This window comes from Pseudomonas palmensis, from assembly GCF_049942755.1.
GTDB classification, from domain to species: domain Bacteria; phylum Pseudomonadota; class Gammaproteobacteria; order Pseudomonadales; family Pseudomonadaceae; genus Aquipseudomonas; species Aquipseudomonas palmensis.
The window spans coordinates 5657292-5682039 of sequence record NZ_CP187958.1 but is presented as its reverse complement, the minus strand read 5'-3'; the positions used below and the strand labels follow the sequence as shown (position 1 = coordinate 5682039).

The 24748-nt window shown below is 63.0% G+C and carries 26 protein-coding genes, 2 tRNA genes and 6 pseudogenes; 14 read left to right on the top strand and 20 right to left on the bottom strand.

Annotation, left to right across the window (positions count from 1 at the left end; all coding sequences use genetic code 11):
* Positions 1 to 153: 153 nt before the first annotated feature.
* The 3 pseudogenes from ACPRTJ_RS26270 to ACPRTJ_RS26260 all read right to left on the bottom strand — a co-directional run.
* A pseudogene (locus ACPRTJ_RS26270) lies at positions 154 to 2244 on the bottom strand (TonB-dependent receptor); the annotation flags it as partial.
* A gap of 208 nt (positions 2245 to 2452) precedes the next feature.
* A pseudogene (locus tag ACPRTJ_RS26265) lies at positions 2453 to 3049 on the bottom strand (methyl-accepting chemotaxis protein); the annotation flags it as partial.
* 309 nt (positions 3050 to 3358) lie between these two features.
* A pseudogene (locus tag ACPRTJ_RS26260) lies at positions 3359 to 4243 on the bottom strand (cache domain-containing protein); the annotation flags it as partial.
* Between the two features lie 458 nt (positions 4244 to 4701).
* On the opposite strand from ACPRTJ_RS26260, the gene ACPRTJ_RS26255 reads away from it, so the two are divergent.
* Positions 4702 to 6867, top strand: a complete 2166-nt coding sequence (locus tag ACPRTJ_RS26255; protein WP_426427643.1) for a methyl-accepting chemotaxis protein — start codon at positions 4702 to 4704, stop codon at positions 6865 to 6867.
* A gap of 182 nt (positions 6868 to 7049) precedes the next feature.
* Positions 7050 to 7123, top strand: a tRNA-Cys gene (locus ACPRTJ_RS26250).
* A gap of 498 nt (positions 7124 to 7621) precedes the next feature.
* Here the strand turns inward: ACPRTJ_RS26250 and ACPRTJ_RS26245 are convergent.
* Positions 7622 to 7948: pseudogene (locus ACPRTJ_RS26245) on the bottom strand (nucleoid-associated protein); the annotation flags it as partial.
* 175 nt (positions 7949 to 8123) lie between these two features.
* Here ACPRTJ_RS26245 and ACPRTJ_RS26240 point away from each other — a divergent pair.
* Positions 8124 to 8324 (top strand): hypothetical protein, encoded by a 201-nt coding sequence (locus tag ACPRTJ_RS26240; RefSeq protein WP_054914285.1) that lies wholly within the window; start codon positions 8124 to 8126, stop codon positions 8322 to 8324.
* A 103-nt stretch (positions 8325 to 8427) separates the two neighbouring features.
* Complete coding sequence (locus ACPRTJ_RS26235; protein WP_282361328.1) at positions 8428 to 8895, top strand: anti-virulence regulator CigR family protein; 468 nt, start codon at positions 8428 to 8430, stop codon at positions 8893 to 8895.
* A gap of 72 nt (positions 8896 to 8967) precedes the next feature.
* Here the strand turns inward: ACPRTJ_RS26235 and ACPRTJ_RS26230 are convergent, their stop codons facing one another.
* Positions 8968 to 9453, bottom strand: a complete 486-nt coding sequence (locus ACPRTJ_RS26230; RefSeq protein ID WP_043861704.1) for a GNAT family N-acetyltransferase — start codon at positions 9451 to 9453, stop codon at positions 8968 to 8970.
* A 314-nt stretch (positions 9454 to 9767) separates the two neighbouring features.
* Between ACPRTJ_RS26230 and ACPRTJ_RS26225 the strand changes: the two genes are divergently transcribed.
* The gene (locus ACPRTJ_RS26225; RefSeq protein WP_147303867.1) at positions 9768 to 10187 is read left to right on the top strand and encodes a hypothetical protein; all 420 of its coding nucleotides are present in this window, start codon (positions 9768 to 9770) and stop codon (positions 10185 to 10187) included.
* A 235-nt stretch (positions 10188 to 10422) separates the two neighbouring features.
* Complete coding sequence (locus ACPRTJ_RS26220; RefSeq protein WP_078481849.1) at positions 10423 to 10719, top strand: hypothetical protein; 297 nt, start codon at positions 10423 to 10425, stop codon at positions 10717 to 10719.
* 34 nt (positions 10720 to 10753) lie between these two features.
* Here the strand turns inward: ACPRTJ_RS26220 and ACPRTJ_RS26215 are convergent, their stop codons facing one another.
* Positions 10754 to 11902 (bottom strand): serine hydrolase domain-containing protein, encoded by a 1149-nt coding sequence (locus ACPRTJ_RS26215; RefSeq protein ID WP_426429165.1) that lies wholly within the window; start codon positions 11900 to 11902, stop codon positions 10754 to 10756.
* A gap of 170 nt (positions 11903 to 12072) precedes the next feature.
* Between ACPRTJ_RS26215 and ACPRTJ_RS26210 the strand changes: the two are divergent.
* Positions 12073 to 12264: pseudogene (locus ACPRTJ_RS26210) on the top strand (hypothetical protein); the annotation flags it as partial.
* 129 nt (positions 12265 to 12393) lie between these two features.
* Here the strand turns inward: ACPRTJ_RS26210 and ACPRTJ_RS26205 are convergent.
* The 4 genes from ACPRTJ_RS26205 to ACPRTJ_RS26190 all read right to left on the bottom strand — a co-directional run bounded on the left by ACPRTJ_RS26205 (position 12394) and on the right by ACPRTJ_RS26190 (position 13968).
* The gene (locus ACPRTJ_RS26205) at positions 12394 to 12720 is read right to left on the bottom strand and encodes a DUF2388 domain-containing protein (protein WP_043861709.1); all 327 of its coding nucleotides are present in this window, start codon (positions 12718 to 12720) and stop codon (positions 12394 to 12396) included.
* A gap of 25 nt (positions 12721 to 12745) precedes the next feature.
* Positions 12746 to 13078 (bottom strand): hypothetical protein, encoded by a 333-nt coding sequence (locus ACPRTJ_RS26200; protein ID WP_286901205.1) that lies wholly within the window; start codon positions 13076 to 13078, stop codon positions 12746 to 12748.
* Between the two features lie 154 nt (positions 13079 to 13232).
* On the bottom strand, positions 13233 to 13487 hold the full coding sequence (locus ACPRTJ_RS26195) for a hypothetical protein (RefSeq protein WP_054914290.1): 255 nt from the start codon (positions 13485 to 13487) through the stop codon (positions 13233 to 13235).
* Between the two features lie 46 nt (positions 13488 to 13533).
* Positions 13534 to 13968 carry a GNAT family N-acetyltransferase gene (locus tag ACPRTJ_RS26190; RefSeq protein WP_426427638.1) on the bottom strand — a complete coding sequence of 145 codons (435 nt, stop codon included), beginning with the start codon at positions 13966 to 13968 and terminating at the stop codon, positions 13534 to 13536.
* 130 nt (positions 13969 to 14098) lie between these two features.
* Here ACPRTJ_RS26190 and ACPRTJ_RS26185 point away from each other — a divergent pair, with 130 nt between their 5' ends.
* Positions 14099 to 14521: a hypothetical protein gene (locus ACPRTJ_RS26185; protein ID WP_058540370.1), complete on the top strand. Its 423-nt coding sequence runs from the start codon at positions 14099 to 14101 to the stop codon at positions 14519 to 14521.
* A 31-nt stretch (positions 14522 to 14552) separates the two neighbouring features.
* Here ACPRTJ_RS26185 and ACPRTJ_RS26180 read toward each other — a convergent pair whose 3' ends face one another.
* Positions 14553 to 15074, bottom strand: a complete 522-nt coding sequence (locus ACPRTJ_RS26180; protein WP_426427636.1) for a hypothetical protein — start codon at positions 15072 to 15074, stop codon at positions 14553 to 14555.
* Between the two features lie 525 nt (positions 15075 to 15599).
* Here ACPRTJ_RS26180 and ACPRTJ_RS26175 point away from each other — a divergent pair.
* The 3 genes and pseudogenes from ACPRTJ_RS26175 to ACPRTJ_RS26165 form a co-directional block, all read left to right on the top strand.
* Positions 15600 to 15875, top strand: a pseudogene (locus tag ACPRTJ_RS26175) (methyl-accepting chemotaxis protein); the annotation flags it as partial.
* Between the two features lie 3 nt (positions 15876 to 15878).
* Positions 15879 to 16271: a CZB domain-containing protein gene (locus ACPRTJ_RS26170; RefSeq protein WP_370409334.1), complete on the top strand. Its 393-nt coding sequence runs from the start codon at positions 15879 to 15881 to the stop codon at positions 16269 to 16271.
* 78 nt (positions 16272 to 16349) lie between these two features.
* Positions 16350 to 16646: a hypothetical protein gene (locus tag ACPRTJ_RS26165; protein WP_043861715.1), complete on the top strand. Its 297-nt coding sequence runs from the start codon at positions 16350 to 16352 to the stop codon at positions 16644 to 16646.
* Positions 16647 to 16717: 71 nt separating this feature from the next.
* On the opposite strand, the gene ACPRTJ_RS26160 is transcribed toward ACPRTJ_RS26165, so the two are convergent.
* Entirely contained in the window at positions 16718 to 17119 is a 402-nt protein-coding gene (locus ACPRTJ_RS26160; RefSeq protein ID WP_043861716.1) for a glycine zipper domain-containing protein, read from the bottom strand.
* A gap of 168 nt (positions 17120 to 17287) precedes the next feature.
* Here ACPRTJ_RS26160 and ACPRTJ_RS26155 point away from each other — a divergent pair, with 168 nt between their 5' ends.
* The 3 genes from ACPRTJ_RS26155 (at position 17288) to ACPRTJ_RS26145 (ending at position 18646) form a co-directional block, all read left to right on the top strand.
* Positions 17288 to 17479 (top strand): hypothetical protein, encoded by a 192-nt coding sequence (locus ACPRTJ_RS26155; RefSeq protein WP_043861717.1) that lies wholly within the window; start codon positions 17288 to 17290, stop codon positions 17477 to 17479.
* Between the two features lie 112 nt (positions 17480 to 17591).
* Entirely contained in the window at positions 17592 to 18125 is a 534-nt protein-coding gene (locus ACPRTJ_RS26150) for a chalcone isomerase family protein (RefSeq protein ID WP_116053633.1), read from the top strand.
* On the top strand, positions 18122 to 18646 hold the full coding sequence (locus ACPRTJ_RS26145; protein WP_043861719.1) for a DUF3833 domain-containing protein: 525 nt from the start codon (positions 18122 to 18124) through the stop codon (positions 18644 to 18646). The genes ACPRTJ_RS26150 and ACPRTJ_RS26145 overlap by 4 nt, the downstream gene beginning before the upstream one ends.
* Here the strand turns inward: ACPRTJ_RS26145 and ACPRTJ_RS26140 are convergent.
* The 8 genes from ACPRTJ_RS26140 to ACPRTJ_RS26105 form a co-directional block, all read right to left on the bottom strand.
* Positions 18615 to 19115 carry a DUF2878 domain-containing protein gene (locus ACPRTJ_RS26140; protein WP_100632522.1) on the bottom strand — a complete coding sequence of 167 codons (501 nt, stop codon included), beginning with the start codon at positions 19113 to 19115 and terminating at the stop codon, positions 18615 to 18617. The genes ACPRTJ_RS26145 and ACPRTJ_RS26140 overlap by 32 nt on opposite strands.
* A gap of 26 nt (positions 19116 to 19141) precedes the next feature.
* The gene (locus tag ACPRTJ_RS26135; RefSeq protein WP_426427632.1) at positions 19142 to 20413 is read right to left on the bottom strand and encodes a class I SAM-dependent methyltransferase; all 1272 of its coding nucleotides are present in this window, start codon (positions 20411 to 20413) and stop codon (positions 19142 to 19144) included.
* Positions 20400 to 21215, bottom strand: a complete 816-nt coding sequence (locus tag ACPRTJ_RS26130) for a DUF1365 domain-containing protein (protein ID WP_229590219.1) — start codon at positions 21213 to 21215, stop codon at positions 20400 to 20402. The genes ACPRTJ_RS26135 and ACPRTJ_RS26130 overlap by 14 nt, the downstream gene beginning before the upstream one ends.
* Entirely contained in the window at positions 21212 to 22459 is a 1248-nt protein-coding gene (locus ACPRTJ_RS26125; protein ID WP_426427629.1) for an NAD(P)/FAD-dependent oxidoreductase, read from the bottom strand. Before ACPRTJ_RS26125 ends, ACPRTJ_RS26130 begins: the two co-directional genes overlap by 4 nt.
* Complete coding sequence (locus ACPRTJ_RS26120; RefSeq protein WP_043861724.1) at positions 22456 to 23220, bottom strand: SDR family NAD(P)-dependent oxidoreductase; 765 nt, start codon at positions 23218 to 23220, stop codon at positions 22456 to 22458. Before ACPRTJ_RS26120 ends, ACPRTJ_RS26125 begins: the two co-directional genes overlap by 4 nt.
* Positions 23217 to 23639, bottom strand: coding sequence for a nuclear transport factor 2 family protein (locus tag ACPRTJ_RS26115; protein ID WP_043861725.1), 423 nt, complete (start codon positions 23637 to 23639; stop codon positions 23217 to 23219). The genes ACPRTJ_RS26120 and ACPRTJ_RS26115 overlap by 4 nt, the downstream gene beginning before the upstream one ends.
* A 208-nt stretch (positions 23640 to 23847) precedes the next feature.
* Positions 23848 to 23932: transfer RNA gene (locus tag ACPRTJ_RS26110), tRNA-Leu, on the bottom strand.
* 109 nt (positions 23933 to 24041) lie between these two features.
* Entirely contained in the window at positions 24042 to 24746 is a 705-nt protein-coding gene (locus ACPRTJ_RS26105; RefSeq protein ID WP_043861726.1) for a YoaK family protein, read from the bottom strand.
* Between the last annotated feature and the right edge of the window lie 2 nt (positions 24747 to 24748).

Below are 24748 nucleotides of genomic sequence, written 5' to 3'. Positions count from 1 at the left end.
ATCAGGGCCGGATGCGAACGGCAATGGTTCTTTGGTACTGATTTTGGCGGCGCTCAGGGATTTGCGCGGCGCGAGGTGGGCATTTGGCCAGCAACGCCGGCTCCTGCAGGCTGCGTGCGCCCGTGCAGGAGCCGGCAATGCCGGCGAAGGGGCTCAGAACTCCAGCTGTGCCGAGAACGTCAGGGTACGCGGCGCGCCCAGGAAGTGGTCGCTCAGCCAGTACGCCTTGTTGGTCAGGTTGCTGACGTTGGCGCGCAGGGTCAGGGCGTTGTCCGCCAGCGGCAGGCGATAACGCGCACCGGCATCGAAGGTGGTGAACGACGGCAGGCTGTAGTGGTTGGCCTCATCCACGTACTGCTTGCCGGTGTAATAGGCGCCGCCGGTCACGGCGAATCCGGGCACGCCGTTCAGGTCGTATTCGGCGTACACCTTGGCCAGCTGGCTGGCCACGCCCACCGGCTTGTTGCCCTCGATGCTGGCGTTGGCCGCCTTCTTCACCTGGGGGTCGAGCAGGGTCAGGCCGCTGACCAGGGTCAGCTGCGGGGTGACCTTGCCGGTGATGCCGAACTCCAGGCCGTTGTTCTCCTGGCGTCCGTCCTGCACGTAGATCTGCTGCTGGTTGGTGTAGCCATTGGGCTTGTCGATGTTGAACAGTGCCAGGGTCAGCAGGGCTTCGCCCACTTCGGCCTTGACCCCCACCTCGTACTGCTCGCTGATGGCCGGGGCCATGGCCTGGCCGGCGTTGAGTGCGGTGTTGGGCGCGATGCCGCCGGCCTGCAGGCCTTCGATGTAGGTGGCGTAGGTGGTCAGCCAGGGCAGCGGCTTGTAGATCAGCGAGACGTTGGGCGAGGTCTTGCTCTGGTTGTAGTTGTCGATCTGGCTCGGGGTGCCGAGCGATTCGGCCCACACGAAGTTGTCGCTGAAGGTCTTGATGCGGGTGCGGGTGACCCCGAGGATGGTCGACCATTGTCCGTTGAAGGTGATCACATCGCCCAGCAGCAGGTTGTCGGCCTGGGTGCGCGAGGACAGGCGCTGGTCGCCGTGGCCGATGGAGTAGTCGGGCTTGGCGTACTGCGGGGTTTCATCCAGCGGGATCGAGCCGTTGCCGCCCACCGGCTGGTACTGCGGGCCCGGGAAGGGAATGTAGTCGGTGTAGTCGCGTACCCGCGCCACGTTGCCCTGATAGCCGAAGGTGACCTTGTGGCCGATGCTGGCGGTGTCGAAGGCCGCGTCGGCGAACAGGTAGGCCGAGGTTTCCTCGCGCTCGACCGGGGCGAAGGCGTACAGCGGTTGGCTGTAGACCCCGGGCGAGGTCACGGTGGGGCCGGTGTAGGCGTACTGGGTGCGGTTGCGGTCGTGGGCCACCGCGCCGCGCAGGCTGAACACCTCGTTCAGGCGCCAGTTGAAGCGGCTGCCGACGCGCTCGTGCTCGCTGTCGGAGAACGCCCAGCGCTGGCTGTAGAGCTTGTCGTTGTCCAACTGATCGGCGTCGGGGCGCAGGCGCTGGTCGGCGAAGTACCAGTAGCTGGTCAGGCCGTGGGTCTGGTTTTTCTTGTACGAGGCGTCGAACTGCACCAGCAGGTCGTCGCTGACGTTCCAGTCCAGCGCCAGGCTGACCATCTTGCGACGGCGGTTCTGCAGGTCGATGGCGGTCTCGCCGTCCTGGGCCAGCACGTTGACGCGGTAGGCCAGCACGCCCTGATCGTCGATCGGGCCGCCGAAGTCGCCGTGCACATAGGCGTTCTCGCCGCCGGCGTTGCCCAGGGTCACGCTGTTGTAGCGCTCGTAGGTGGGGCGCTTGAGCACGTAGTTGACCAGCCCGCCCGGGCTGCCGGGGCCATACAGGAAGCCGCTGAGGCCGGTGACGATCTCCAGGCGCTCCATCTCCTCGACGAAGTTGCCGCTGTCGGAGCCATTGCTGAAACGCAGGCCGTCGTTGGCGATGTTGAGATTGCCCAGGTCGTTGAAACCGCGGATCGCCACCGAACTGGCATAGCCGGCGCCCGAGGGCGAGGTGAACTGGGTGAAGGGGCTGAGCTTGAAGATGTCGTCGGTGGAGGTGGCCTGGGTGTTGCGGATCAGCTCGCTGGACACCACGCTGATCGAATAGGGCGTGTCCTTGAGGGCCATGCCGCCCAGGGCGCCGACGTTCTTCAGCGAGTCGGTGAGGTAGCCGGCTTCGGCGCTGCCGTCGGCGATGCGGGTGGCGTTGACGTCGGTTTGCGGCAGGTTCAGCCGGGCTTGGGGCACAGCCTGTTCATCGGCGGCCAGCAGCGGCGTGGCGATACCGGCGCAGGCAATCGCAAGCGCCAGCAGGTGAGGGCGGGGCGTAGGGGCGGCAACGGACATGGGGTCAGGTTCCTGATGTGAATGGTTCTCAGTAACCCTGTTGCCGCACGAGAAACAAAAAGTGACAGAGGCGCTGCAAAATAAATCGTGCAGCGCCTTTTTTTCAGGTTTTGAAGCGCCGTACCAGCGTGTTCATTTCGTTGGACAGCTGGGTCAGGTTGAACGCATCGCTCTTGGCTTCACTGGCCAGTTGCGCCACCCGCTGCGCATCGCCGTGGATCTGGCTGATGTGCTGGTTGATGCTTTCGGCCACCTGGTGCTGCTCTTCGGCGGCGGTGGCGATCTGGGTGTTCATGTCGCGGATCATGTCCACCGACTCGCGGATCTGGCCAAAGCGGGTGCGTGCCTCGCCGATGCGGCTGACCGAGTCCTGCGACAGGCTCAGGCTGGTGTTCATCTGTGCTGCGACCTGGCTGGTGCCGCGGGCCAGGTTGGCGAGCATGCCGTCGATCTCGGCGGTGGAGTCGGCCGTGCGCTTGGCCAGCGCACGCACTTCGTCGGCCACCACGGCAAAGCCGCGACCCTGCTCGCCGGCCCGCGCCGCCTCGATGGCCGCGTTCAAGGCCAGCAGGTTGGTCTGCTCGGCAATCGAGCGGATGGTGCTGAGGATCGACTGGATGGCGTTGCTGTCGCGCTCCAGCTGCTGCATGGATTGCGCCGACTGGGCGATTTCCTGGCTGAGCTGGTCGACGCTGCCCACGGCGGCGTCGATCTGCTGCTGGCCCTCGGAAGCCTGGCGCTGGCCGTTGTCGGCCGACTCGGCGGCCTGGCTGCACGAACGCGCGACCTCGTTGGCGGTGGCGACCATTTCATGGAAGGCGGTCGACACCATGTCCACGGCCTCGCGCTGGCGACTGGCGGCGTCGGCCATTTCGTTGGACACGCTGGTGGCGCTGTGGGAGTTGGTCAGGATGCCATCGGCGGCGTGCATGATGTGCTGGATCAGGCTGCGGATCGCGCCCAGGAACTGGTTGAACCAGCCCGAGAGCTGGGCCGTTTCGTCGTTGCCGCGCACGTGCAGGTTGCGGGTCAGGTCGCCTTCGCCTTGGGCGATGCCTTCCAGGCCGTGGGACACGTCGTTGATCGGGCGCACGATGACCTTGGCAAAGCTGGCACCGACGAAGGCGAACAGCAGCCCAAGCGCGGCGGCAATGCCGACGATCAGCCAGGTGAGGCGGGTGGCCGAGGCCATCACTTCACTCTGCTTGACCAGGCCGATGAAGCGCCAGCCCAGTTGCTCGGAAGGCCACACGTTGGCCATGTAGCGCTCACCGTCAAGCTCGATCTCCACCAGCCCCTGGGTAGTCTTGGCCAGTTGCGCATAGCCCTGGCCGAGGCTGTCGAGCTGTTTGAAGTTGTGCGCCGGCTGCTTGGGGTCGACCAGGATGTTGCCGCTCTGCTCCAGCAGCATCACGTAGCCGGTTTCACCCAGCTTGAGCTGCTTGATGATCTCGGTCAGTTGCTTGAGCGACACATCCACGCTCACCACGCCGCCGTTGGCGCCCAGCGCGTTGGGCAGGCTGCGCACGGTGCTGACCAGCACCGCGTCGTCGTTGGCCCAGTAGTAGGCGGCGGTACGCAGGGTCTTGCCCGGGTTGGCCTGGGCCATCTTGAACCAGGGGCGCTGGCGCGGATCGTAGTTGGCCAGGCTGGGGTCTTCGGGCCATGAGATGTAGCCGCCCTCGGTGGTGCCGATGGAGATGTAGCCATAGGCCGGGTGGCTGGCGCCGAGGCGGGCAAAGTAGTCGAACACCGGTTTGTCCTGCGGCCCCATCGGCAGCGTGGGGGCGTCGGGCGAAATGTACTTCTTCAGGCTGGCGTCGGTGTTCTGCAGCATGGGCAGCTTGCTGAGAAATTCGATGTTCTGGCTGATGCCGTCGAAGAACAACTGCATGGCATTGGCCACCTGTCGAATCTCGCGGTCGCTGCCGTCGACGAAGTTCTCCCGCGCTTCCAGGCGGATGTTGAGTATCACCAGCGTAGCGACGACCAGTATCGGTACGCAGGCGATGGTCGCGAAGCCCCACGTGAGTTTCTGTTTGATGTTCATATCCGCTCCGCTGACGCCGTTTAATTGTTGTTTCGTCTGGTCGGGTTATCGGCGTGGCGAGCGGCCGCTTGAGCAGCAAAGGCAAGGATTGTAGGACATTTCATCTGCGCACTCCTGCGGTGCACACAAGCGCGTTCATGCGCCGTTTCGGGGCGCAGAAAAGGTGGGTTCGCAGGGGGCGTGGAAGGGCCTGGCAGAGTGCTATGTGGCTGGCTTGCGCGTCGGTTTTCAAGGTGGTTTTTTGCGTTGGCCTGGTAGTTGCCTGCCGAATGGACAAAGGAATGTCGTATCGGGAGATGTAAATGTCGCTATCGAACAATTGCATGCAACTGTCCGCCGCAGAAAAGCGCTGGCTGCCATGGTTTGGCAAGACCGGCAAACTGGCCATGGGCTGGGCCTGCCGCCTCAACCGATCGGCGTACCCGGTGATCGGGCAGACCTTCGAAGCCATTGCGCAAACCCGCGTCAAGTTGCTGCAGGGCTGGGCCCAGGAGCAGTGGGAGCACCTGGCGGAGCTGGCCGCCAGTGCCGGCAACGACATCCGCAGCCTCGATGGGCAGGTATTGCAGCAGAAGCTGGCCCAGGCCGAAGACTTTTCCGAGTTGTTCGTGGTGGATGCGGCGGGCGAGGTGCTTGCCTCGACCTGGCGCGGCCAGGGCACGCGCCCGCGCATCGACCCACGGCCGCTGGCCGAGGGGCTGAAGGCGCCGTTTCTGCATGGGCCCTACAGCGACCCGCTGACCCTGGCGATCGGCCCGTCGACCTCCAGCTTTCATGATGAAGTGACGCTGATGTTCTACCAGCCGATCAAGGTCGACCGCCAGGTGGTGGGCTGCCTGTGCGCACGGGTGCCCAACGACGTACTGGGCGACCTGATCCAGCGCGAGGCCGGGCATATCTTTGCCGAGTCCGGGGACAACTACCTGTTCATGGTGCAGTCGCGTTTCGACCCCGGCCTGCAGCCGGGGGTGGCCTTGTCGCGCTCGCGCTTCGAGGACGGCACCTTCAGCCACGGCGAGAACCTCAAGAGCGGCGTGTACACCCCGTGGAAGACCGTGCAGGTGCAGCGCCACACCGAGCTTGAGCTGCGCTTCACCGACCCGGCCACCGGGCAATTGCACCCCGGCGTGCGCGAAACCATCCGCACCGGCGCCAACCTGTTCGTGAGCTACCCCGGCTATTCGGACTACCGCCACATTCCCGTGGTGGGCAAGGGCGTGACCTTTCAGTTGCCCGGCTCGCCGGACCGCTGGGGCATGATGTGCGAAGCCGACCTGGAGGAGGTGTACCGGCGGCGCTCGCTGAGCTACGGCCTGATGAAGCCGTACCTGGCGACGATGCTCGGCCTGTTCGTCAGCAACTACCTGGTGCAGCACTACAGCGGCCTCGACCAGGGCCTGATCGATGCGTGCGAGGGCGTGAGCCTGCTGCTGGCCGCGCTGGTGTTCAGCGTGCTGGGGCCGCAGCGCCTCGCCGCGCGCCTGAGCGAGATGACCGACGTGATCAGGGCCATCGCCGAAGGCGAGGGCAACCTGCGCCAGCGCCTGGACACCACGCGCATGGCCAATGACGAGACCGGCGACATGGGGCGCTGGATCAACAGCTTCATCGACCACCTGGACGCGGTGGTGGGGCAGGTGATCAAGGCCAGCCACAGCGTGGGCACCACCAACCAGATGATGCTGGGGCGCAGCCAGGCCGCCAGCCTCACCTCCGAGGAGGTGGCCGATGCCGTGCACCGCATGATGGTGATCGTGGAGGAGCAACTGGGCGAGATCCAGCAGGCCTCGGCCGGCGCCGAGCAGATGAAGCAGGCCATGGACGAGGTGGTCAGCCGGGCGCGGGAGCAGTTCCTGACCGTGCAGGCGGGCACCCAGTCGATTCGCGATGTGGTGCAGCGTTCATCGTCCAGTGTCAGGTTGCTGGACAGCCGCATGGCCGAGATCGGCAACATCACCGGGCTGATCAGCGACATCACCAGCCAGACCAACCTGCTGGCGCTCAATGCCGCCATCGAGGCGGCGCGTGCCGGCGAGCATGGTCGCGGCTTTGCGGTGGTGGCCGACGAGGTGCGCAGCCTGGCGGCGCGCACGGCACGGGCGGCCGACGATATCCGTACGATGGTCGACGGTTTGCACAGCGAGACGCAGCAGGCCGTGGGCTTCATGCAGAGCGGCGTGCAGGACGTGGATGACAGCCTGCGCCTGGCCGAGCAGGCCTCGTCCGAGAACGTGCAATTGCACCGGGCCGTGGAGAACATGTTCGGCATCATCCAGCAGCTCAACCAGCGCAGCCTCGAGTACGGGCGCACCATCAAGGAGGTCGATCAGGCGTCACTGGAAATGCGCCAGACCGTGACGGTGCTGCACACCAGTGCCGAGACCGTGCGCTTGAATGCGAACAAGCTGCAGAAGCTGGTGGGCGTGTTCGAAGTCAGCCGCGGGGCAGGAGAGCCTGCCGCCGCATGACCCCGTTGGCGAAAACCCACCCCAAATCTTTTTTAAATCAGGGGGTTGCAAGCCCTCCCGAATGCGGACATAATGGCGTCCATCGAAAGCGACGAGAAATAAAAATCTCAACGTTTTCAATGAGATGCAAATCTCTACAGTTTGTACGTGATTGAGCTGCTTCAGAGGGTTCAGTCATTTGAGGCCGAGTAGCAAAGTGGTTATGCTCCGGATTGCAAATCCGTCTACGCCGGTTCGATTCCGACCTCGGCCTCCATTATTGAAAGCCCCGCAGATTAACGTCTGCGGGGTTTTTCTTTGGGCGATAGAAAACCTGATCGTTTCCGCATCTTGAGGCATCGTTTCCGCATCAGCCCTCTACTTGGTCGGGCTGACCACTTCGCCGACTCGGCGATAAACACGCTTGGTGATTTCCTCTTTCCCTGGTCGAGAAGTGCATGACTGGTGGCTCGTACAAAAAGTCAGAGCCAAAGACCTGGTAACGTCCGTTACAGTCAGCGCCGCCTCATCAGGCGGCGTTTTCGTATGGGGGGAAGGCGCTGGCGGGCAGCGCTGCTGGTGTTATGCTTCGCCGCTTACCAAACAGGGAGAGTGGTAGTGAAACTGCGGGAAAAGCATAAGGCATTTCAGGAATGGTTCACGCCGCGGAGGCGTCGGCGAGCGGGCGGTACGTTGCTCGTCATCTGGACTGTCGGCATCTGCGTTTACCCTGGCAAGCACTGGATCTACGTGATGATTCCCGGAATGATGTGGTTCATGAGCGCTTGGCCTCCCGAGCTCCATGACAAGCGCTGAGGCACTGGCGGGCGGCGCCGAAGGGGCAGGCCGCGCGGCGCTTCAGTTGATCAGTAAGCTGCGTTGGCAGGTTGCGGATAGTCAGGCTGCTGCTGTCCTGGTCGAACTCAATCTTTGAGCCGAGCAAGTGAGGCTCGAAGCTGATCGACAAACCCTCTGCTCGACCGGTGTAGCGCCTGAACTGGTTCAGGGTGCGCTTGTGCGCAGTGAAGCTTTCCATCAGGCCGTAGTCCCCGGCCTTGATAAATTCGGCGAAGGTCGCGGGTCTATCTTCATCGAGCACCTGCACCGTGTAGTGAGGCCCAAATATCAACATCAACCGGTCGGAACAGGGTCAATGCGGGAGCGCATTCAGGTGGGGCAAGACGTAATGCTTCGCGGCGGCATGCGCCGCCCTCCGTGACCTGAGCGCCTACGCAAGTTATCGTGGGGTTATGGATGGATGACTGAAGGAGGCGTGAATGCTGTGGTTCGGAACCGACAAAGCCAGGTTCAAGGTTCAGCGGCGCATCGCGGGCGTCGTGTTGTTCATTGCGATCTTCTTTCTGGCCGCACAGCTCGAAGCATGGTGCTCAGATAACGCCGCATTTGGCGATGTACTGGACGGCATCATCTTGACTGTGTTTGCAGGAGGCATGTTCTACCTGGCAGGTAGATGGTGACTCTGGTGGCCCTCCGTGGCCGGATGCGGCATGGGGGTGAGTGAATCTTTTCATCCAGCGTCGTCTACATTGGAGGGGCTATCCCCTTTCTGAGAGTACGGCCATGCTCAAATCGAAAATGTTGATCTCAGTGCTTACAAGCCTTGTTTTAATTACAGGCTCGGTCGGCGCATGCGCTGACCCCGGTAATGGAAAAGGGCAAGGCAACGGAAAGGGTAACGCCCACAATGCTCAAGGCCACGGCAACCAGGGGAGCGGGGCGAAGGGAACGCGTTCAGGGCAAAATGACTGGGACCACGGCCCGAACATTGATCGTGGCAGCGTCCTGAATGTACTGAACAGTTACCGCAATTATTGGGCCCCAAGTCCAGCACTACCGCCTGGCATCCAGAAGAACTTGGCACGAGGAAAACCGCTCCCTCCTGGCATCGCGAAAAAGCTCGACGCAAGACTTATCGGCCATCTACCGCGCTACGATGGCTATGAGTGGCAACAAGCTGGCACAGACTTGATTCTCGTTGCTATTGCCACTGGCATCATCTACGAAGTGATAAATGGAGTGCTGGATTAAGCTCGATCTATTAGAAGCTCGCATCAGGCTTTTCAGGCGGCGCGCTTGCTCCTCTGGATGCGAGTTGAAGGGTTACGGGTGCTGTGCGCTTGGACCGACAAGGAGCCGATAGCGCCTGAAGTACGTACCGTCGATATCAACTTCTCCGTCAGGGCGAAACCCTAGGCGCAGTACACCTTTGATTCGAACTCTGGTTGGTGGAAGCAGTAGGGTAATCGACTCCAGCCTCAACTCCTGAACAGCGCGCCGTACGATTTCATTGAAAATTACCTTTCCCAATCCCCAGTAGTGTGGATGGAGCACCAAGGCAAGATCGGCGTCGTCGCCCTCTTTCTGTAGCCCACCCCAACCGGCAAATTCATTCTCGACGAAGAAGGCCCAGGGCCCATATCCGTTAAGGACCCATTGGGCCTCTTTTTGGGCGACCCATGCCTTGCATTTTTTTTCGTCAAAGTCGGGGCGGCCCAAGGGCATCTGGCGTAAGACATCTGGATTGTTGTTAAGCGCCATGATGTCATCGGTTGAAACATCGCTGAGATGTCGGAACGTTAGCTGCATGATTTGCCTTGCGGATGACTTGATGTTCACCAATACCGGCAACCCACCATTATTTCAATGTCCAGGGGCGTGATGAGCAGACCGATGCCGCCACCATCGCCGACCGGATCAACCAGCAAAAGCTGAACCTGGCCAACCAGTACGGTGACAGCGCCTGCAGCATGAGCCTCGACGAGTACAACCAGAAGCTGGCGGCCCTTAAATTATGCTCATGCAGAAAAATGGCTCAAAAAAAGCCCGCGCTAGACGGGCTCAAGTACGCGTCGGGACAGTGACCTCACACGTTATGAGGGCTGAAATCGGGTGCCGCAAGCATGACAAAGCCAACTACGGCGCCAGACTTCCAACTTGTCGTATTGCGCGACGTTGAACCGCCAATGACGAACAAAACCGATCACGCCGATTGCAATGAACGCAACGCCAATGAAGAACCTGGTCCAATCGACTCCCCACCAGGTGTTCATGAGTTTAAGGCCGTCATACAGGATGATGGAGCCCACGATCGTAAGTATGACGGGCCCCAGCAAGCGTTTGCCTGGTGGGGGAGAGACGCTGGCGGCCAGGTCAGTCTGATGTTTACCCGTCGTCTCGACCGTAACACTTGGCCCTACTCCGGATTGCACTTGATGAGTGGTTTTGATGCGGGAGGTGCCTGCGGCATGGATAACGGACAGCAGTTGAACATTTTGCCCGTGACAGTGTGGGCACGCGACGGCATTGTGACTTACCACTAGTTCATTCCTTTGAAATGACAAAGTGCGCATTTTAAAACAGCTCCGAACATTCTTGCACTTGGTGGCATTTTGCTTGCAGCCACTTTGCTGGTTGACCGAGAGGGGCTCTTTTCATCTTGAATCCATCGCTGTGGTAGCGCAGTCAATTCATCCGCCCCTGCACCAGGGTGGCGTGCACCGTTGAAGTGAGCTATTGCTGATGTTTCGGCACCTGGCCGACTCAGGAGACAATTCGATGAAACAGCTACTGTTGGGCGCCTTGCTGGTGAGCGCTGCCGGCATTGCCCATGCGGATATCCCGCTGCTTAACGCCACCTGCCCAGGCAACATCGAGGTTCACGCCGATGAAGGCGGGCCGATCTATATCAATGGCAAAGAGGCCACGTTGAAGAAAGTCAACGACAACTATTTCGAAGCCAAGGGCAGCGGGATAACCGTGTCGCTCACCATCAGGCCCGACGGCTCGCCGGATGTGTCGTACACCGGCAAGAACCGTGCGAATGGCGTCTGCGAACTGGCCGATCAGGACTGAAACGCCAGCGCCCGGTAAGCGCTGGCACGATGCGTCACTCAACCGCTGCGAAGGCAAGTGCCGCAAGCGTTCTGGCGCGAGGGTCCATCAGCACATGGCTGCCCATGGTGGTGGTCACGAAACCAAAGCTCATCTCCCGGTCTGGGTCTGCGAACGCCACCGGCCCGCCCAGCCCAACATGACCGAATGCCTGCGGCCCCATGCAATAGGACGCGTCAGGGTCGGCGGCATGTTCCATCATGCAACCCAGGCCATAGCGCATGGGGCGCCGCAGGGTCTGGTCGAACCCTGCACTTTGCTCTGTGCCGAACGCCTTCAACAGTTGTGGCCCCAACAACTTGCCTTGCAGCAGGGCACTGTAGAAGCCCGCCAGGCCATGGGCGTTGCCATGGCTGCAGACGCCCGGCTGGTGGTAGCCCCACCAGTGCGGATTACCCGTACGGGTGGGTGAAAGGCTGGGGTTGGTGAATGTCAGGGTCGCCACATGCGCAGGCTCATTGAGGATGAGGGTGCGCAGGTCCTGTGCGAACCGGTCACCTACTCGGCCGGGCGCATGCTCGAAGTGAGCGATACGCTTGAACTGATCGGCAGGCACGCCCAGGAACACATCCAGCGCATGGGGTTCGAGGATCTCCTGGTGTATGAAAACCCCGGCGTCGCGACCGTCCACGCGGCGGATCAGCTCACCGATGATCCAGCCATAGGTGGTCGCGCCGTACCCCACCTGTGTGCCTGGCGACCACCACGGCTGTTCGTCTGCTGTCACCTGGGCCATGTGGTTCCAGTCGTACATGTGGGGCGTGCGATCCGGCAGGCGCAGCGCAGGCAAGCCGCTGGTATGGCTCAACACCTGGCGAAGGGTGATTCGTTCTTTGCCGTGTCGAACGAATTCAGGCCAGTGTTTGGCCACGGGATCATCCAGATCCAGTCGGCCCCGTTCCACCAGCATGAGTACCGCCACAGCGGTGATCGGCTTGATGGTGCAATAGGCGTTGACCAGGGTATCGCGCTGCCAGGGTGCATGGCCGTGCGCATCCTTCACGCCGCCCCAGATGTCTACGACGGTCTTGCCGCCGACCTGTATGCAGACACCGCCACCGCGCTCGTGGGGCTCTTCCAGGATGGCGGCGAAGGCCTGGCGGACCGGTTCAAAAGCAGCGTCACATCGTCCTTGTACCTGCATCTCATTGACTCCATTCGATCGAGCGCTGAACTCTAGCCCGTACTGCGCGGTGGGGGTGCCGGTGCCCTGCGCTTGTGCGCACCGTTCGTCCAATGCCCGGCACTCCCACACCCTGCGAGGCTTCTCACGCTTATGCGCGGGCATCCCGTGCAGCAGCCTGGAGAAGCACCATGGACATCGACGAGAACGCACCTGGCAACAGGTCACAGCAGGGCGTTACGCGCACCACCGACAACGAAACCGGTCACGATCCAAGGCGCGAGGCGCCAGAGGTGCCACTGCCGCCTGACGACGAAGCGGCGGTCGAAGAAGACATGACCGATGTGGAGGCCGGCAACTCGGTACTGAGCGAGCATCCCGAGGCAGGAAACCACAGTCGCGACGACCACCCGCATGCGGGCTCGCCATTGCGCGAGCAGGGCGATGGGAGAAAGGAGACGCGCGACGTGCCTGCGAGCGATCCTGAGTCCGGTGCCTGAACCCTCGCCTGGTCAGTAGGTGGCTGTGATCGCCTGAGCCAGCTGCCGATCTGTCATCAAAGGTGGCCGGGCGGTCGCACGATAATGCCGAGACGCCTGCTCGAACTGTGCGCCGCGTATCTGGCCATCCGAGCCAACGAAGGCCAGCGCGTCGCTTCTGGCCGACTTGAACAGATCGGGCGCATTGAAGGTCAGCGCGGTGGTGCCCGCCACCAGAATGCTCGGCACGAACGTGGTGTACATCAGCGCCTTATCGAACGGATTGGCGTTTTCGGCAGCCGCAGCGTGGCTGCTGGCCAGGACAAGCAGGGCGGCGCCCAGGGCGTTCCATACGGTCATTTGCGGTTCCATTGCACCGGGTGGCTTAGCGTGATCTCAGGCTTCGATGCAGGCTCAGCACGCCCTTGTCGTCGAACAGAAAGATGATCTGGTTGCCCACGTTGTCCTGGCAGATGACGCCTTCATTCTGGCTGTCGACGATGCCCTGGCATGCCATGTTCGACACGTAGGGGCGCAGTTGGCACTTGAGCGTCTTGCCATCTTCGATCACCAGTTGGTGGTTGGGCGAGATGCTCTGCGGGTCTGGGGCCGGGCAATTGCCCTGGCCCCAGTCGATGCCTTGATGATTGGGCTGATGATTGGGCTGGGTGGTGCAGCCGGCCAGCAGCACCAGGGGCAACAGGTACTTGCACTTCATGGTCACGGGTCCTGGTAGTTGCATCATTGTTGCGTTAGCGCTGCAGACTACAGGGTGAGGGTTTTCATTACCCTGCACTGAGTCTCGTTTTGAAAGATTCGCCCGGGCGATGCCAGTGCTGCGCCGGGCGGTTCCGCCATCGATGGGGAGTTCGCTAGCGCGCGGGCTCACCGTCGGCCAGCCCTCTGGCCAGGTCCACGGCTGCGGTAATGGCGGCCCTGGCCTGGGGGCTGTTCTTCCAGCAGGTCGAGCCCAATGCGGCAGATGCCTGGGCAAGGATGTCAGTGACATCCGATCTGCCCAGCTCGGCCAGGGAATCGATGCCCATCTGCTCGAGCCGGGTGATAACGGTGGGGCCTACGCCCTTGAGCGCCAGCAGGGCAGTACGTTCTGTCGGGGAAAATGCCATCGATGAAATCCTTTTCTGTTCTGTAGAAGCCTGGCGACAAGCCCACTCAACGCATGAACTTCACGAACACCAGTTCCGGGTCGCCCGGGTCGAGGTTTTCGATTGTCCCGCTGTGTTGATAGCCCAGCTGTGCCAGGAGTTGGCGCATCGGCAGGTTGGAGGTGTTGGTGGATGTGAACACCTTCTGCGCCGAGGCGACTCGCTCCAGGTGTGCCATCAGCTGGCGGCCGACACCGGTGCGCCTGGATGCATCTGAAACGACCACCAGGGGAATGAAGTACTCACCGAAAAAGCTTCGGTCCAGGCAACCATAACCCAAGGGGGGGGCGGCGTCGTTCGCTTCGCATGCAATCCAGCACTCACGTGCGCGGATGGCCTGCGCAAGCTGCTCGCGGCGGCGTTCATCGTTGCGTGCAACAGCGTCAATGCCTGTCAGGTGGTGGATGTCCTCTGCCAGGGCCTGCCTGATAGATAGGCTCATGGTCTCGCCTTGTCGGTTTGATGCCGCGAAGTGTACTTCAGGGACACTGAATCCATAAAAGTCGCGATATACGCAACTTGGCGCTACAGTGCCGAATAGTCCCGTCATGGTCTGAACAAGGAAGTTTGCGATGATAGCGAAGTTGATGGTCACCGTTGGTATCGTGTTTTACGCCGTCGTGGTACCGATCCTCGAAATCAATGATACCCACGTCTTCAATCAGGCCTGGGAGCCACACGCGCGCCTGCATGAAACCTGGCAGCTCTTCACCAATACCGCCATTGGTGCGTACAGCGTCTGGCTGGTGTGGGGGCGCGATAACCTGAGGCTGGCGAGCCTGCTGACCCTGTTCGTCACCGGCGGGTTCCTGATGGCGTACTGGCTGCGCGATGGCTACGGCGGCTCGATGGTACTCACAGACGGTTCGGAGAAGATGATCCTGGGCGTCAACCTTGGTCTTTTTGCCTACGCGCTGGCCATTCTGCTGGCGGGGCTTGCGGTCGCCCTCGAGCGGCGCAGGCCCGATAGGTCGCTGGAGGCTGACCAGCGCTAAGCCGATGACCAAGGGGGGATGAAGGGGCGCGTCACCCCGCCTGCCGTTCCCGCCGCAGTGTATGCCACAACAGGGCGGCCGACAGCAGGCCGGGCATCATGAAGATATACACGAGCTGCGGGAACTTGTGAGTGAAGCCGGCCAGCACGCCGCCCCATATCAGTGTGACTGCCACCCCGCAGATCAGCAGGCGGCGGTTGGGTACCACGGGTATTTCAGCCATCGCCAGCAGGTAGATCTTCCAGCACGACCAGAGGCCGAACAACGAAATCGACATCAGGCCCATGGCTATGGGTATCGCGAACAGCGGTTGCTCACTGATGACCAACATCGGGAAGAAAAAACCGATGCACCCGGCAATGAACAGCAGCGTCAGGGGCATCAGGCCCAGTACGGCAGCCAGGGTGAGGCCCATTCGAAAGGTGGTGAGTTTGTCCATACAGCTACCTGCGACAACGAAGAGAAAACACTGCAGCCCACGCACTGTGCCATGGTCACGGGTATTTTCAAGGACGCGAAAAACGTGATGCAGACGCTCTGCGGCAGTGCGCAAGGGGCCAATTCATGCATGATGGCTGATTGATGTCAATGTTGCCTCCCTGCTGCGCCTTTAAAATCGAGGCACATATCGATAGGCGTTGCGTGCCGGGGAGTTGTGGCAATGTTTGGTAGAAAGTGGCGAGAACAGGTCAACGCACAGGCGCGTGAGTTGCAGGAGCTGAAGCAGCAGAATCTGGCGCTCCAGCAGGAAAACCAGCAACTGACCGATTTGCTGGCGCAAACCCAGGGTGAGCAGGCCGAGCTCAATGCCTACAGCCGTTACCAATGTGATCTGCACAGCAAGATGGGCATGTTCGACGAGTCGATGAAGCAGACCCGTGATGGGGTGGTCAGCCAGGCCGAAACCCTGCGCGGGGAGGTCGACCACCTCAAGGCCAACAGCGGCGTGTTCAGCGAGACGTCCGAACTGCTTTCGTCGTTCTCCACCTCGCTCACGCACATGGCCGGTCAAGGCGTGAGCAGTGTCGAGAGCGTGACCCACCTGCAGGCGCGGGTCAGCGAAATCAGCAGCATCGTGGGCTTGATCAAGGCCATTTCAGACCAGACCAACCTGCTGGCACTCAACGCCGCCATCGAGGCGGCGCGGGCCGGTGAGCAGGGGCGCGGGTTTGCGGTGGTGGCCGACGAGGTACGGGCCCTGGCCCAGCGCACCCACCAGGCCACCCAGGACATCAGCGTGCTGGTGGACGCCATCAATGTCGATACCACGGCTGCGAGCAACTCGATCGGCAACCTCTCCAATGAAGCCACGCGCCTGGCTGGCGACGTGTCGACCTCGGCGCAGACCCTGGACGAAATGGTGGTGATGGGTGACCACATGACCACCCTGATCGAGAACATGGCCCTCAGTTCGTTCTGCGAGGCGGTCAAGCTCGACCACCTGTTGTTCAAGCTGATGGTGTACCTGCGCCTGTTCAATCAGGACCCGAACCTTGAGCTGTCGGACCATAAGCATTGCCGCCTGGGCAAGTGGTACCTGATGCCGGAAACCCAGCAGATCTACCAGCACGACCGGGCATTCGCCCAGCTCGACGACCCCCACCGTATCTGCCACGAATCGGCCAGCCATGCGCTGCACCAGGCGCAGCACAAGGACTGGAGCGCGGTGGTGGCCTCGCTGGACAGCATGGAGACCGCCAGCCTCAAGGTGAACCAGGTGCTGCAGGCGCTCGCCCATCGCGGCGATTGATCGACAGTTGCAGGCACCGGCGCGAGGGAGCAAAAGTGGTAGGATCCGTGCGATCGGATCGGGTAAAGGGAGTGCGGCATGGTTGGGGAGCTGGATGAGCGCGACGTCGCGCGTCGTTTCTGCGTTGTCTGTGCAGTCATCATTGCGGCGGTTGGTCTCTGTGCTTCCCTGTACTGCCTGTTGAGCCCGGCCAGCATGTTCCCCTCGCTGGGCCCGGTGCTGGCGATCTTCGCGCTGGCACTGACCAACCTGCTGTGCCTGCCACTGGTGTTTGCCTATTGGCTGTTGGCGTTCCGGCCTGATGGTGCTCGGGTGTTGCTGATCGTGCAGGGCATCGCAATGGCGGCATTTGTGCTGTGGTACAGCGTGGTTTGACTGCAACTGTGCTGCAATGCAAAACGCAAACGTCCGGCACATGGCCGGACGTTTGCGTAGTGGCAGGCGACTTAACGGTGGCGGTGCTTGCGCTTGTGCTTGCTGGCGCTGTGCCTGTTGTCATCTGCCAGATGATTGCCCACCGCGCCCCCGGCCGCGCCGCCCAGGCCGGCGCCGACGGTCGAACCGGTGGAGCCGCCCAGCGCATTGCCGATCAGCGAGCCGCCAGCCGACCCCAGGCCACCGCCCACGGCGGCCTGGGTGCGGTTGCCCTTGCGCGCACCGGCCGCGCTACCTGCAGCGCCACCCAGCCCGGCACCGATGGCGGCGCCGGTGCTGCCGCCGATCTGCTGGCCAACCACATTGCCCAGTGCGCCGCCCAGCCCGCCACCGATGGCGGTGGTGCCGTCGCCGGCAACGGCAGTCAGGGGCAGCAGGATACCCAGGGCGAGGGTAGGCAGGGTGAAACGCATGATGTGAACCTCAGGTACTTGATCTGCAAGATGATTTTTTGGTGCTGTTCAGACCGCGCGCTGAAGGTTTAGTTTCCCGTCGCGCCATTTAAAAACGTGGTGCGCCCTTGCGAGGCTTCGCAGGCCTCGGCGAAGATGGCCGATTGGCTTTTGCACAGTGAGGTTGATATGGCGCAGTACAAGACCGTTGGCGAGCTGGTGGCAGCCTTGTCGCGGCTTCCGCAGGATGCACGGGTGGTGGTTCAGGGTGGCCTGGGCCTGAAGGACATCAGCCTGTTCGGGGCAGGGCAGGTCCAGATCGAGTTCAAGGAGCAGATCATCGACTCCTCGCCGTCGTGGGTAGTGTTCGTCAAGCAGTGACTTCTGCAGGCTGTGCTAGCGTGTACAGATACGGCAATTAACTTGTACAGAAAATTTTCCATGTGCAAGTATCGCCGCAACCCCCGCCCAAGGGGCTGCCAGGGAGTACCGCATGCGACCACCACCCATCGCGCTGTGCAGGCTGCTGTTGCTGATCGGTGTGCTGGCCTGCGGTTACGCCCAGGCGGGGTGGCGGGCCGACCTGCCGGATGCGCTTCTGGTAGGCAGTGCTGAATTCAGGACCTGGGGCCTGGATATCTATACGGCGCGATTGTGGGCCCCCGGTGCACGCTTGAACGAGGGCGATGGCTTCGCCCTCGAGATCACCTACCGGCGCGCGGTCAGTCGCGAGCGGTTGGTCAAGGTCAGCCTCGAGGAGATCCAGCGTCTGTCTGCCACCCCGCTGACGGCAGCGCAACGGGACCAGTGGCAGGCGCAGATGCAGCAGGCGTTCGTGGATGTCGAGGCGGGTATGCGCATCGCGGGCGTGTACGTTCCCGGGCTGGGCTGTCGCTTCTATGTGGGGGAGCGCCTGCAGCACGAAGTGCGTGACCAGGCATTCGCCCGTGCGTTCTTTGCCATCTGGCTGGACCCTCGCAGCCGCTACCCCGACTTGCGTCGGCAACTCCTTGGAGCTTCCCCATGAAAGCCTGGTACCTGTTGGTGTTCCTGCTGCTGGCCGGCTGCGGCAATGTCGATGTCGAGGCTTACCGCAACCAGTCACCGGCGTTCGACCTGCGTCAGTACTTCAACGGCCGCGTCGACGGCTGGGGCATCGTGCAGAAGCGTTCCGGCGAGGTCATCAAGCGTTTTCACGTGCTGATCGAAGGGCGCAGCGAAGGCGATAACGTGGTGCTGAACGAGCACTTCACCTACAGCGACGGCACCCGGCAGCAACGCACCTGGACCATTCGCCCGGACGGCCCGGGACGTTGGCGCGGCACGGCCGGGGATGTGGTGGAAGAGGCGCGCGGGCAGAACGCCGGTTTCGCCTTGCGCTGGCAGTACGTGCTCGACGTACCGGTGGACGGCAAGACCTGGGCCATCCGCTTCGACGACTGGATGTACCTGCTGGACGATAACACCCTGGCCAACCGCTCCTACATGACCAAGTTCGGCATCGAAGTCGGGCAGGTCACCTTGTTCTTTCGCAAGCAGGTGCAGTAGGCCGGCCGAGACGGTGCAGTACCGGCAGCAGCAAGGCCCACACGGCGGCAAGCACCAGCAGGCTCGGCCAGGTGCCCAATGGCAGCCCGGCACCGGCAAGCTGCACACCGCCCCAGTAGGACAACGGGCCGCCCACCGCGCCCAGCAGGCTGGCCCGCCACCAGGGGTTGGCGGTCCAGTGCAGGCTGTGGCGCAAGGTGCAGGCGAACACCGGCCACAGCAACAGCAGCCAGAACGGCGGCAGCCAACGATGACCGCCAAATTCGAACACCCCAAGCGCCAGCAGCAGGCTGTCGGTCAGCCACCCGCACAGGCTGACGGCGACGATCAGGCGCACCTCGCCGGGCCTGGCCAGGCAGCTCAGGTGCGTCACCAGGCAGGCCACTGCCACTGCCAGCAAGGCGGGGTGGCGAGCACCCAGCACGCAGGCGAACCAGCCAAGCTGAAACAGCAGCGCATTGCTCAGCACCGCTGCCCAATGCGCTGTCCGCCGGTTCAGCCTGGTTGCCCCAGCAGCGGTGCGGGCCGTGCGCCGGCCTTGGCCAGCAACAGCTGGGCGGTGCCGATGGCACGCTCCAGAAAGCCCCCCTCGCAGTAGCACAGGTAGAACTCCCACAAGCGGTAGAACGTGTCGTCATAACCCAACGCCTGCAACGGCTGGCGCGCCTGCTGCAGGTTCTGGTGCCAGCAGCGCAGGGTGCGCGCATAGTGCAGGCCGAATTCTTCCATGTGGTGCAGATTCAGATCGGTGTCGCGGCCCATCACCTGCAGCATCACCCCCACCGAAGGCAGGGCGCCGCCCGGAAAGATGTAGCGCTGGATGAAGTCGACCGAGCGGCACGCCTGTGCGTAGCGCTGTTCGCGGATGGTGATGCTCTGCAGCAGCATCAGGCCATCGGGCTTGAGCAGCTGCGCGCATTGCCTGAAGTAGCTGCTGAGGTAGCGATGGCCGACAGCTTCGATCATCTCGATGGAAACCAGCTTGTCGTACTGGCCCTGCAGGTCGCGGTAATCCTCCAGCAGCAGGGTGATGCGGTCCTGCAGGCCGGCTTCGTCGATGCGTCGACGGGCATAGGCGAACTGTTCGGCCGACACCGTGGTGGTGGTTACCCGGCAGCCGTGGTGGCGTGCCGCGTAAATGGCCAGGCCGCCCCAGCCGGTGCCGATCTCCAGCAGGTGATCGTCGCGGGTGAGGGCGAGCTTCTGGCAGATGCGCTGCAACTTGTAGTGCTGGGCCTGTTCCAGGGTATCGTCGGCCCCCTGAAACATGGCCGCCGAGTACATCATGCTCGGGTCCAGCAGGCGCTCGAACAGTTCGTTGCCCAGGTCGTAATGGGCGGCGATGTTGCGTCTGGCGCCGCGCCGGGTATTGCGGTTGAGCCAGTGCAGGCCATGCAGCAGCGGGCGCCCCAGGCGTGCCAGCCCGCCTTCCAGGCCGTCGAGTACCTCCAGGTTCGCCACCAGCACGCGGACCACGGCGGTGAGGTCCGGGCTGGTCCAGTAGCCGTGGACGTAGGCTTCGCCTGCGCCAATCGAGCCGTTGCTGGCCACCAGGCCCCATAGTGCGTCGTCCACTACCTGGACATGCCCTTGCAGGCTCGCGCCGGCGTTGCCGAAGTGGTGCACCACATTGGCTTCGATGACCACCAGTGCGCCGTGGCGCAGGCGTTCGAGCTGGCGCAGCACAGCGCGCCGCAGCAGCATCACGCCGATGCCGTTGCCGGCGGACGCGAAGCGTTTTGCCGGGATTGCCTCAGGGCTCTTCATGGGGGGTGTCCTTTGCGCTGTCGGGTGCATTGATCGGTTTGGCTCGCCGCCAGGTGCCCCGGGCGGCGAAGTGGTCGAACAGGCGATGACGCTTGAGCAGCAGGCGCAACGCCTGCCAATGGATGGCCAGCAGGGTCTTGGCGGTCATCCACGGGAAGCTCAGCAGGTGCCGGTGCAGGCTGCGTCGGTCCAGGTCGATGCGCGCCAGGTTCAGCACGGCGCTGAACACCCGGGTGTGTGCCTGCCAGTCCTCCATGCGCACACGGATACGTGCTGCAGGTGTGCAGAAGTGCATGCGGTATTCCAGGTCGGCGGGCAGGAACGGCGACACATGAAACGCCTTGGCCACGCTGAAGTTCCACGGCCCCGGGCCGTCGGCGGGCAACACGTAGTGAAAGCGTTCGCGCCAGGGCGTGTTGGTGACCTCGCAGAGAATCGCAGCCAGACGCCCGTCACCTTCAAAACAGTAGAAAAAGCTCACCGGGTTGAAGGCCAGGCCCCAACTGCGGGGTTGGGTCAGTACGCACACCGGCCCTTGGGGGCGGTGGTGCAGCACCTGTTCGAGCAGGTCCAGCACGGCGCTCTTGAGGGGCGTGCCCTGGTGAGTGGCGGCTGGCAGATAGTCCCGCTCGTCGAAGGCAAAGGCGCTCCACCGGCCCCTGCCGGCCAGCCTCGACAGCGCTGGCAGCTGCGCCTGCTCGTCCAGGTCCAGGTACAGCAGGCCGATGCGGTAGGCAAAGCCGAAATCCCCCCTGGCGGGGCGGCGGTGGCTGACCCAGCCCTGGTAGAGAGCGCTGTTCACAACTGCTCACCAAATTGGGCGGCCACGCGCAGCGCGCTGACCACGCCGTCTTCATGAAAGCCGTTGCCCCAGTACGCGCCGCAGTAGTAGCTGTGTCGGGCACCGCACAGTTCGGCGTGACGCGCCTGGGCCCGTACCCCGGCAAGGCTGAACTGCGGGTGGGCATAGGTGTAGCGGCCAAGGACCTTGCCGGGGTCGATGGCGCCGGTCTGGTTGAGGCTCACGCAGAAGGTCTGCGGGGCATCGATGCCCTGCAGAATGTTCATGTTGTAGGTGACGGCGGCCGGCTGGGACTGCGAGCCGCCGAGGCGGTAGTTCCAGCTGGCCCAGGCCAAGGGGCGACGCGGCAGCAGGCGGGTGTCGGTGTGCAGGACCACGTCGTTGTCGGCATAGCGCAGCGCGCCAAGAATCTCGCGCTCGGCCTGGCTGGGATCATGCAGCATCAGCAGCGCCTGGTCGCTGTGGCAGGCGAACACCACCTTGTCGTAACGCTCCATGCCTGCTCGGCTGAACAGGTTGACACCGTCGGCATCGCGGGTCACGCCCAGTACAGGGCAGTTGAGGCGAATGCGTTCGGCAAACGGTGCGCACAGCGGGGCCAGGTAACTGCGCGAGCCACCTTCCACTACCCGCCATTGCGGGCGGTCGTTGACCGACAGCAGCCCGTGGTGCTTGAAGAAGCGCACGAAAAACTGCAGCGGGAAGCCCAGCATCTGCGCCAGCGGCATCGACCAGATGGCGGCCCCCATCGGCACGATGTAGTGGTCGATGAAGCGCTCGCCGTAGCCGTTCATGTACAGGTAGTCGCCCAGCGAAAGGGTGTCGTTGACTCGCTGCTGCTCCAGGTCGTTCAGGGCCTGGCGATTGAAGCGCAGGATGTCGTAGAGCATGCCCCAGAAGGGCGGCGACAACAGGTTGCGGCGCTGCGCGAAGAGGCTGTTGAGGGTGTTGCCGTTGTACTCGTGGGCGGTCTGCGGGTCGTGGACCGAAAAGCTCATTTCGGTAGGGCGCGAGGCGATGCCCAGCTGATCGAGCAGGCGGATGAAGTTGGGGTAGGTCCAGTCGTTGAATACGATGAACCCGGTATCCACCGCGTAGTGTCGCTCGCCAAGCTGCACGTCGACGGTATGGGTGTGCCCGCCAATCCGGTCACTGGATTCGTACAGCGTGATGGCGTGCTGGCGCTGCAGCAGGTGGGCGCAGGTAAGCCCGGCGATACCGCTGCCGATGATGGCTATCTTCATGGGTGGGGTTCCTGGCGCAGTGGCCGTGACAGGTGCTTGCCCAGTGCCAGTTGCAGGCTCACCGGCAGCAGCGCGACCAGGCGCAGGCCGGCGATGAACAGGAGTGGAAAGGCAATGGTGTACGGGCGCTTGTGCAGGCGCCGGGCAATATGGCGTGCGGCCTTTTCGGCGGGCCAGCACAGCGGCATGGGGAAGTCGTTGCGCCGGGTCAGCGGGGTGTCGACGAAGCCCGGGCTGACCAGCGTCACGGCAATGCCTTCGCGGGCCAGGTCGATGCGCAGCGATTCGAACAGGTAGCGCACCGCGGCCTTGGAGGCGCCATAGGCCCCGGCGCGTGGCAGCGCCAGAAAGGTCACGGCGCTGGCCACGGCCACCAGGTGCGGCTGTCGGCCCTGGCGCAGCAGGGGCAGGGCAGCCTCCACGCAGTGGCTGGCACTGAACAGGTTGGAAGCCACCACGCGCTCGACCATGGCGGCTTCGAAGGCTTCGCTGTCCAGGTACTCGCAGGTGCCGGCGTTGAGTATCACCTGGTCCAGGCCACCCCAGGCCTGGGCGATCTGCTGGGCTATCGCGCGCACCTGGTCACCTTCGCGAAGGTCGCCCGGTACCACCAGTACCTGGTCGGGGTAGCGCTGCGCCAATGCCTGCAAGGGCTGGACATTGCGCGCGCTGACCGCCAGGCGATGCCCCTGGGCCAGCAGCAGGGGGGCCAGTGCCGCACCAATGCCGCTGCTGGCGCCGGTCAGCCAGATGCGTCTCATGCCAGCCTCCGCTTGAGCCAGCCGATCACGCTGCCCATCACCGGCAGGTGCTCGTACAGCAGCGCCCCGGCGTCGAAGTAGTCATGGTGCAGGTAGACCTTGTCGCGCCACATCAGGTGCGAGCAACCCTGTACCTGAACCGGGCGCCCACCGTTCAGGCGCGCATGCCGGTAGTGCAGGGTCCAGCGCAGGTAGCCCTTCCCGTCGTCGACCTGGTCATAACCGTGGAACTCGAAGCGCACCTGATCGACGTTGGCGTACAGCTGAGCGAAATAATCCTGCAGCGCGGCCATGCCGTGGATCTGATGCAGCGGGTCGCGGAACTGGACATCGTCGCTGTACAACTCGCGCAGCACACCCAGGTTGTGCGCGTCGATGGCGCAGAATCGCTCTGCAAAGCGTTTGAGATACTCGGACATTGCCTGCACCCATGACCATTGTGGTCATTTAGTTGTACACGTATTGTTATTTGTACAAGATATTTGCAGGTTAGAGGGAAATTTGTACAAGTCAATTCATCCCTGCAGATTTTGCTGCAGGGAGATGGACGCAGGGGCAGGGGCAAGGCGAGGGAGAACGCAGGACGCAGAAAGCAGAAAAGCGCCCCAAGGGGCGCTTTTCAGAAGATGGTGCGAGTGGCGGGACTCGAACCCGCAAGGCTCACGCCGGCAGATTTTAAGTCTGCTGTGTATACCAATTCCACCACACTCGCACGGATCATCCGGCTGCAAGGTCAGGCACAGGGTGTGTGCTACACTTTACCTTCCGGATCAAGGCGGCTTTATAACTCATCGTTATATTCGAGTCAACTCGCGCACCAGCTACTTTGCCATGTAACGCCGCAGCCAGCGGCGGGGAATCAGCAGTGACACGATGGCCAGCGCCAAGGCGAAGCCACCGCAGGCCATCAGCGCCGCCAGGCCGTAGCGGTGCTCCAGCAGCCCGCCCAGCACTGCGCCGCCGAACATGCCGGACCACGGCACCAGTTGCACGCGCCAGCCCGGACGCCGCTCCCCCATCAGCCAGCGGCCCAGGCCGCGGCCAAAGCGCGACAGGGCGCCGGTTACATAGGTCAGCCCGATGGGCAGCCCGTTCACCTCTTCGACCGCCGCATTGAGCATGCCCATGGCGATGATCGCGCCCAGCAGCGCCGGCAACTGCGCCTGCGCGCCCCACAGGCCTGCCCCCAGCAGCAGTGCCGCCGACAGGGCGAGCAGCGGCCATGCTCGCTTGGCGCTCAGGCGGGCGATGATCACCCCCAGCGCGTTGCCGGCAATGAAGGCGCCGATCAGCAGGGCCAGGCGGGCCACCAGTGCCCAGTGCGCATCGCCCAGGGCGACGGCCATGCGCGTGGTGTTGCCGCTCATGAAAGAAACGAAATCGCCGGTGGCGAGAAAGCCGATGGCGTCGGTCATGCCCGCCAGCACCGACAGGGCGGCGACGAAAAACAACCCGACGCGGCCCCGGCGCTTGTAGACGAGGGTAGTCAGCGGCCCGCGTTGGCCCTGTGGGCGCTCTGGCAGCATGG

What these genes read in the sequence shown, in the direction of transcription:
- ACPRTJ_RS26255 (WP_426427643.1), top strand. Translation starts at nt 4,702, where the DNA reads ATGTCGCTATCGAACAATTGCATGCAACTGTCCGCCGCAGAAAAGCGC.
- ACPRTJ_RS26240 (WP_054914285.1), top strand. Translation starts at nt 8,124, where the DNA reads ATGCTGTGGTTCGGAACCGACAAAGCCAGGTTCAAGGTTCAGCGGCGC.
- ACPRTJ_RS26235 (WP_282361328.1), top strand. Translation starts at nt 8,428, where the DNA reads ATGCTCAAATCGAAAATGTTGATCTCAGTGCTTACAAGCCTTGTTTTA.
- ACPRTJ_RS26230 (WP_043861704.1), bottom strand. Translation starts at nt 9,453, where the DNA reads ATGCAGCTAACGTTCCGACATCTCAGCGATGTTTCAACCGATGACATC.
- ACPRTJ_RS26225 (WP_147303867.1), top strand. Translation starts at nt 9,768, where the DNA reads ATGACAAAGCCAACTACGGCGCCAGACTTCCAACTTGTCGTATTGCGC.
- ACPRTJ_RS26220 (WP_078481849.1), top strand. Translation starts at nt 10,423, where the DNA reads ATGAAACAGCTACTGTTGGGCGCCTTGCTGGTGAGCGCTGCCGGCATT.
- ACPRTJ_RS26215 (WP_426429165.1), bottom strand. Translation starts at nt 11,902, where the DNA reads ATGCAGGTACAAGGACGATGTGACGCTGCTTTTGAACCGGTCCGCCAG.
- ACPRTJ_RS26205 (WP_043861709.1), bottom strand. Translation starts at nt 12,720, where the DNA reads ATGACCGTATGGAACGCCCTGGGCGCCGCCCTGCTTGTCCTGGCCAGC.
- ACPRTJ_RS26200 (WP_286901205.1), bottom strand. Translation starts at nt 13,078, where the DNA reads ATGAAGTGCAAGTACCTGTTGCCCCTGGTGCTGCTGGCCGGCTGCACC.
- ACPRTJ_RS26195 (WP_054914290.1), bottom strand. Translation starts at nt 13,487, where the DNA reads ATGGCATTTTCCCCGACAGAACGTACTGCCCTGCTGGCGCTCAAGGGC.
- ACPRTJ_RS26190 (WP_426427638.1), bottom strand. Translation starts at nt 13,968, where the DNA reads ATGAGCCTATCTATCAGGCAGGCCCTGGCAGAGGACATCCACCACCTG.
- ACPRTJ_RS26185 (WP_058540370.1), top strand. Translation starts at nt 14,099, where the DNA reads ATGATAGCGAAGTTGATGGTCACCGTTGGTATCGTGTTTTACGCCGTC.
- ACPRTJ_RS26170 (WP_370409334.1), top strand. Translation starts at nt 15,879, where the DNA reads ATGGTGGTGATGGGTGACCACATGACCACCCTGATCGAGAACATGGCC.
- ACPRTJ_RS26165 (WP_043861715.1), top strand. Translation starts at nt 16,350, where the DNA reads ATGGTTGGGGAGCTGGATGAGCGCGACGTCGCGCGTCGTTTCTGCGTT.
- ACPRTJ_RS26160 (WP_043861716.1), bottom strand. Translation starts at nt 17,119, where the DNA reads ATGCGTTTCACCCTGCCTACCCTCGCCCTGGGTATCCTGCTGCCCCTG.
- ACPRTJ_RS26155 (WP_043861717.1), top strand. Translation starts at nt 17,288, where the DNA reads ATGGCGCAGTACAAGACCGTTGGCGAGCTGGTGGCAGCCTTGTCGCGG.
- ACPRTJ_RS26150 (WP_116053633.1), top strand. Translation starts at nt 17,592, where the DNA reads ATGCGACCACCACCCATCGCGCTGTGCAGGCTGCTGTTGCTGATCGGT.
- ACPRTJ_RS26145 (WP_043861719.1), top strand. Translation starts at nt 18,122, where the DNA reads ATGAAAGCCTGGTACCTGTTGGTGTTCCTGCTGCTGGCCGGCTGCGGC.
- ACPRTJ_RS26135 (WP_426427632.1), bottom strand. Translation starts at nt 20,413, where the DNA reads ATGAAGAGCCCTGAGGCAATCCCGGCAAAACGCTTCGCGTCCGCCGGC.
- ACPRTJ_RS26125 (WP_426427629.1), bottom strand. Translation starts at nt 22,459, where the DNA reads ATGAAGATAGCCATCATCGGCAGCGGTATCGCCGGGCTTACCTGCGCC.
- ACPRTJ_RS26120 (WP_043861724.1), bottom strand. Translation starts at nt 23,220, where the DNA reads ATGAGACGCATCTGGCTGACCGGCGCCAGCAGCGGCATTGGTGCGGCA.
- ACPRTJ_RS26115 (WP_043861725.1), bottom strand. Translation starts at nt 23,639, where the DNA reads ATGTCCGAGTATCTCAAACGCTTTGCAGAGCGATTCTGCGCCATCGAC.
- ACPRTJ_RS26105 (WP_043861726.1), bottom strand. Translation starts at nt 24,746, where the DNA reads ATGCTGCCAGAGCGCCCACAGGGCCAACGCGGGCCGCTGACTACCCTC.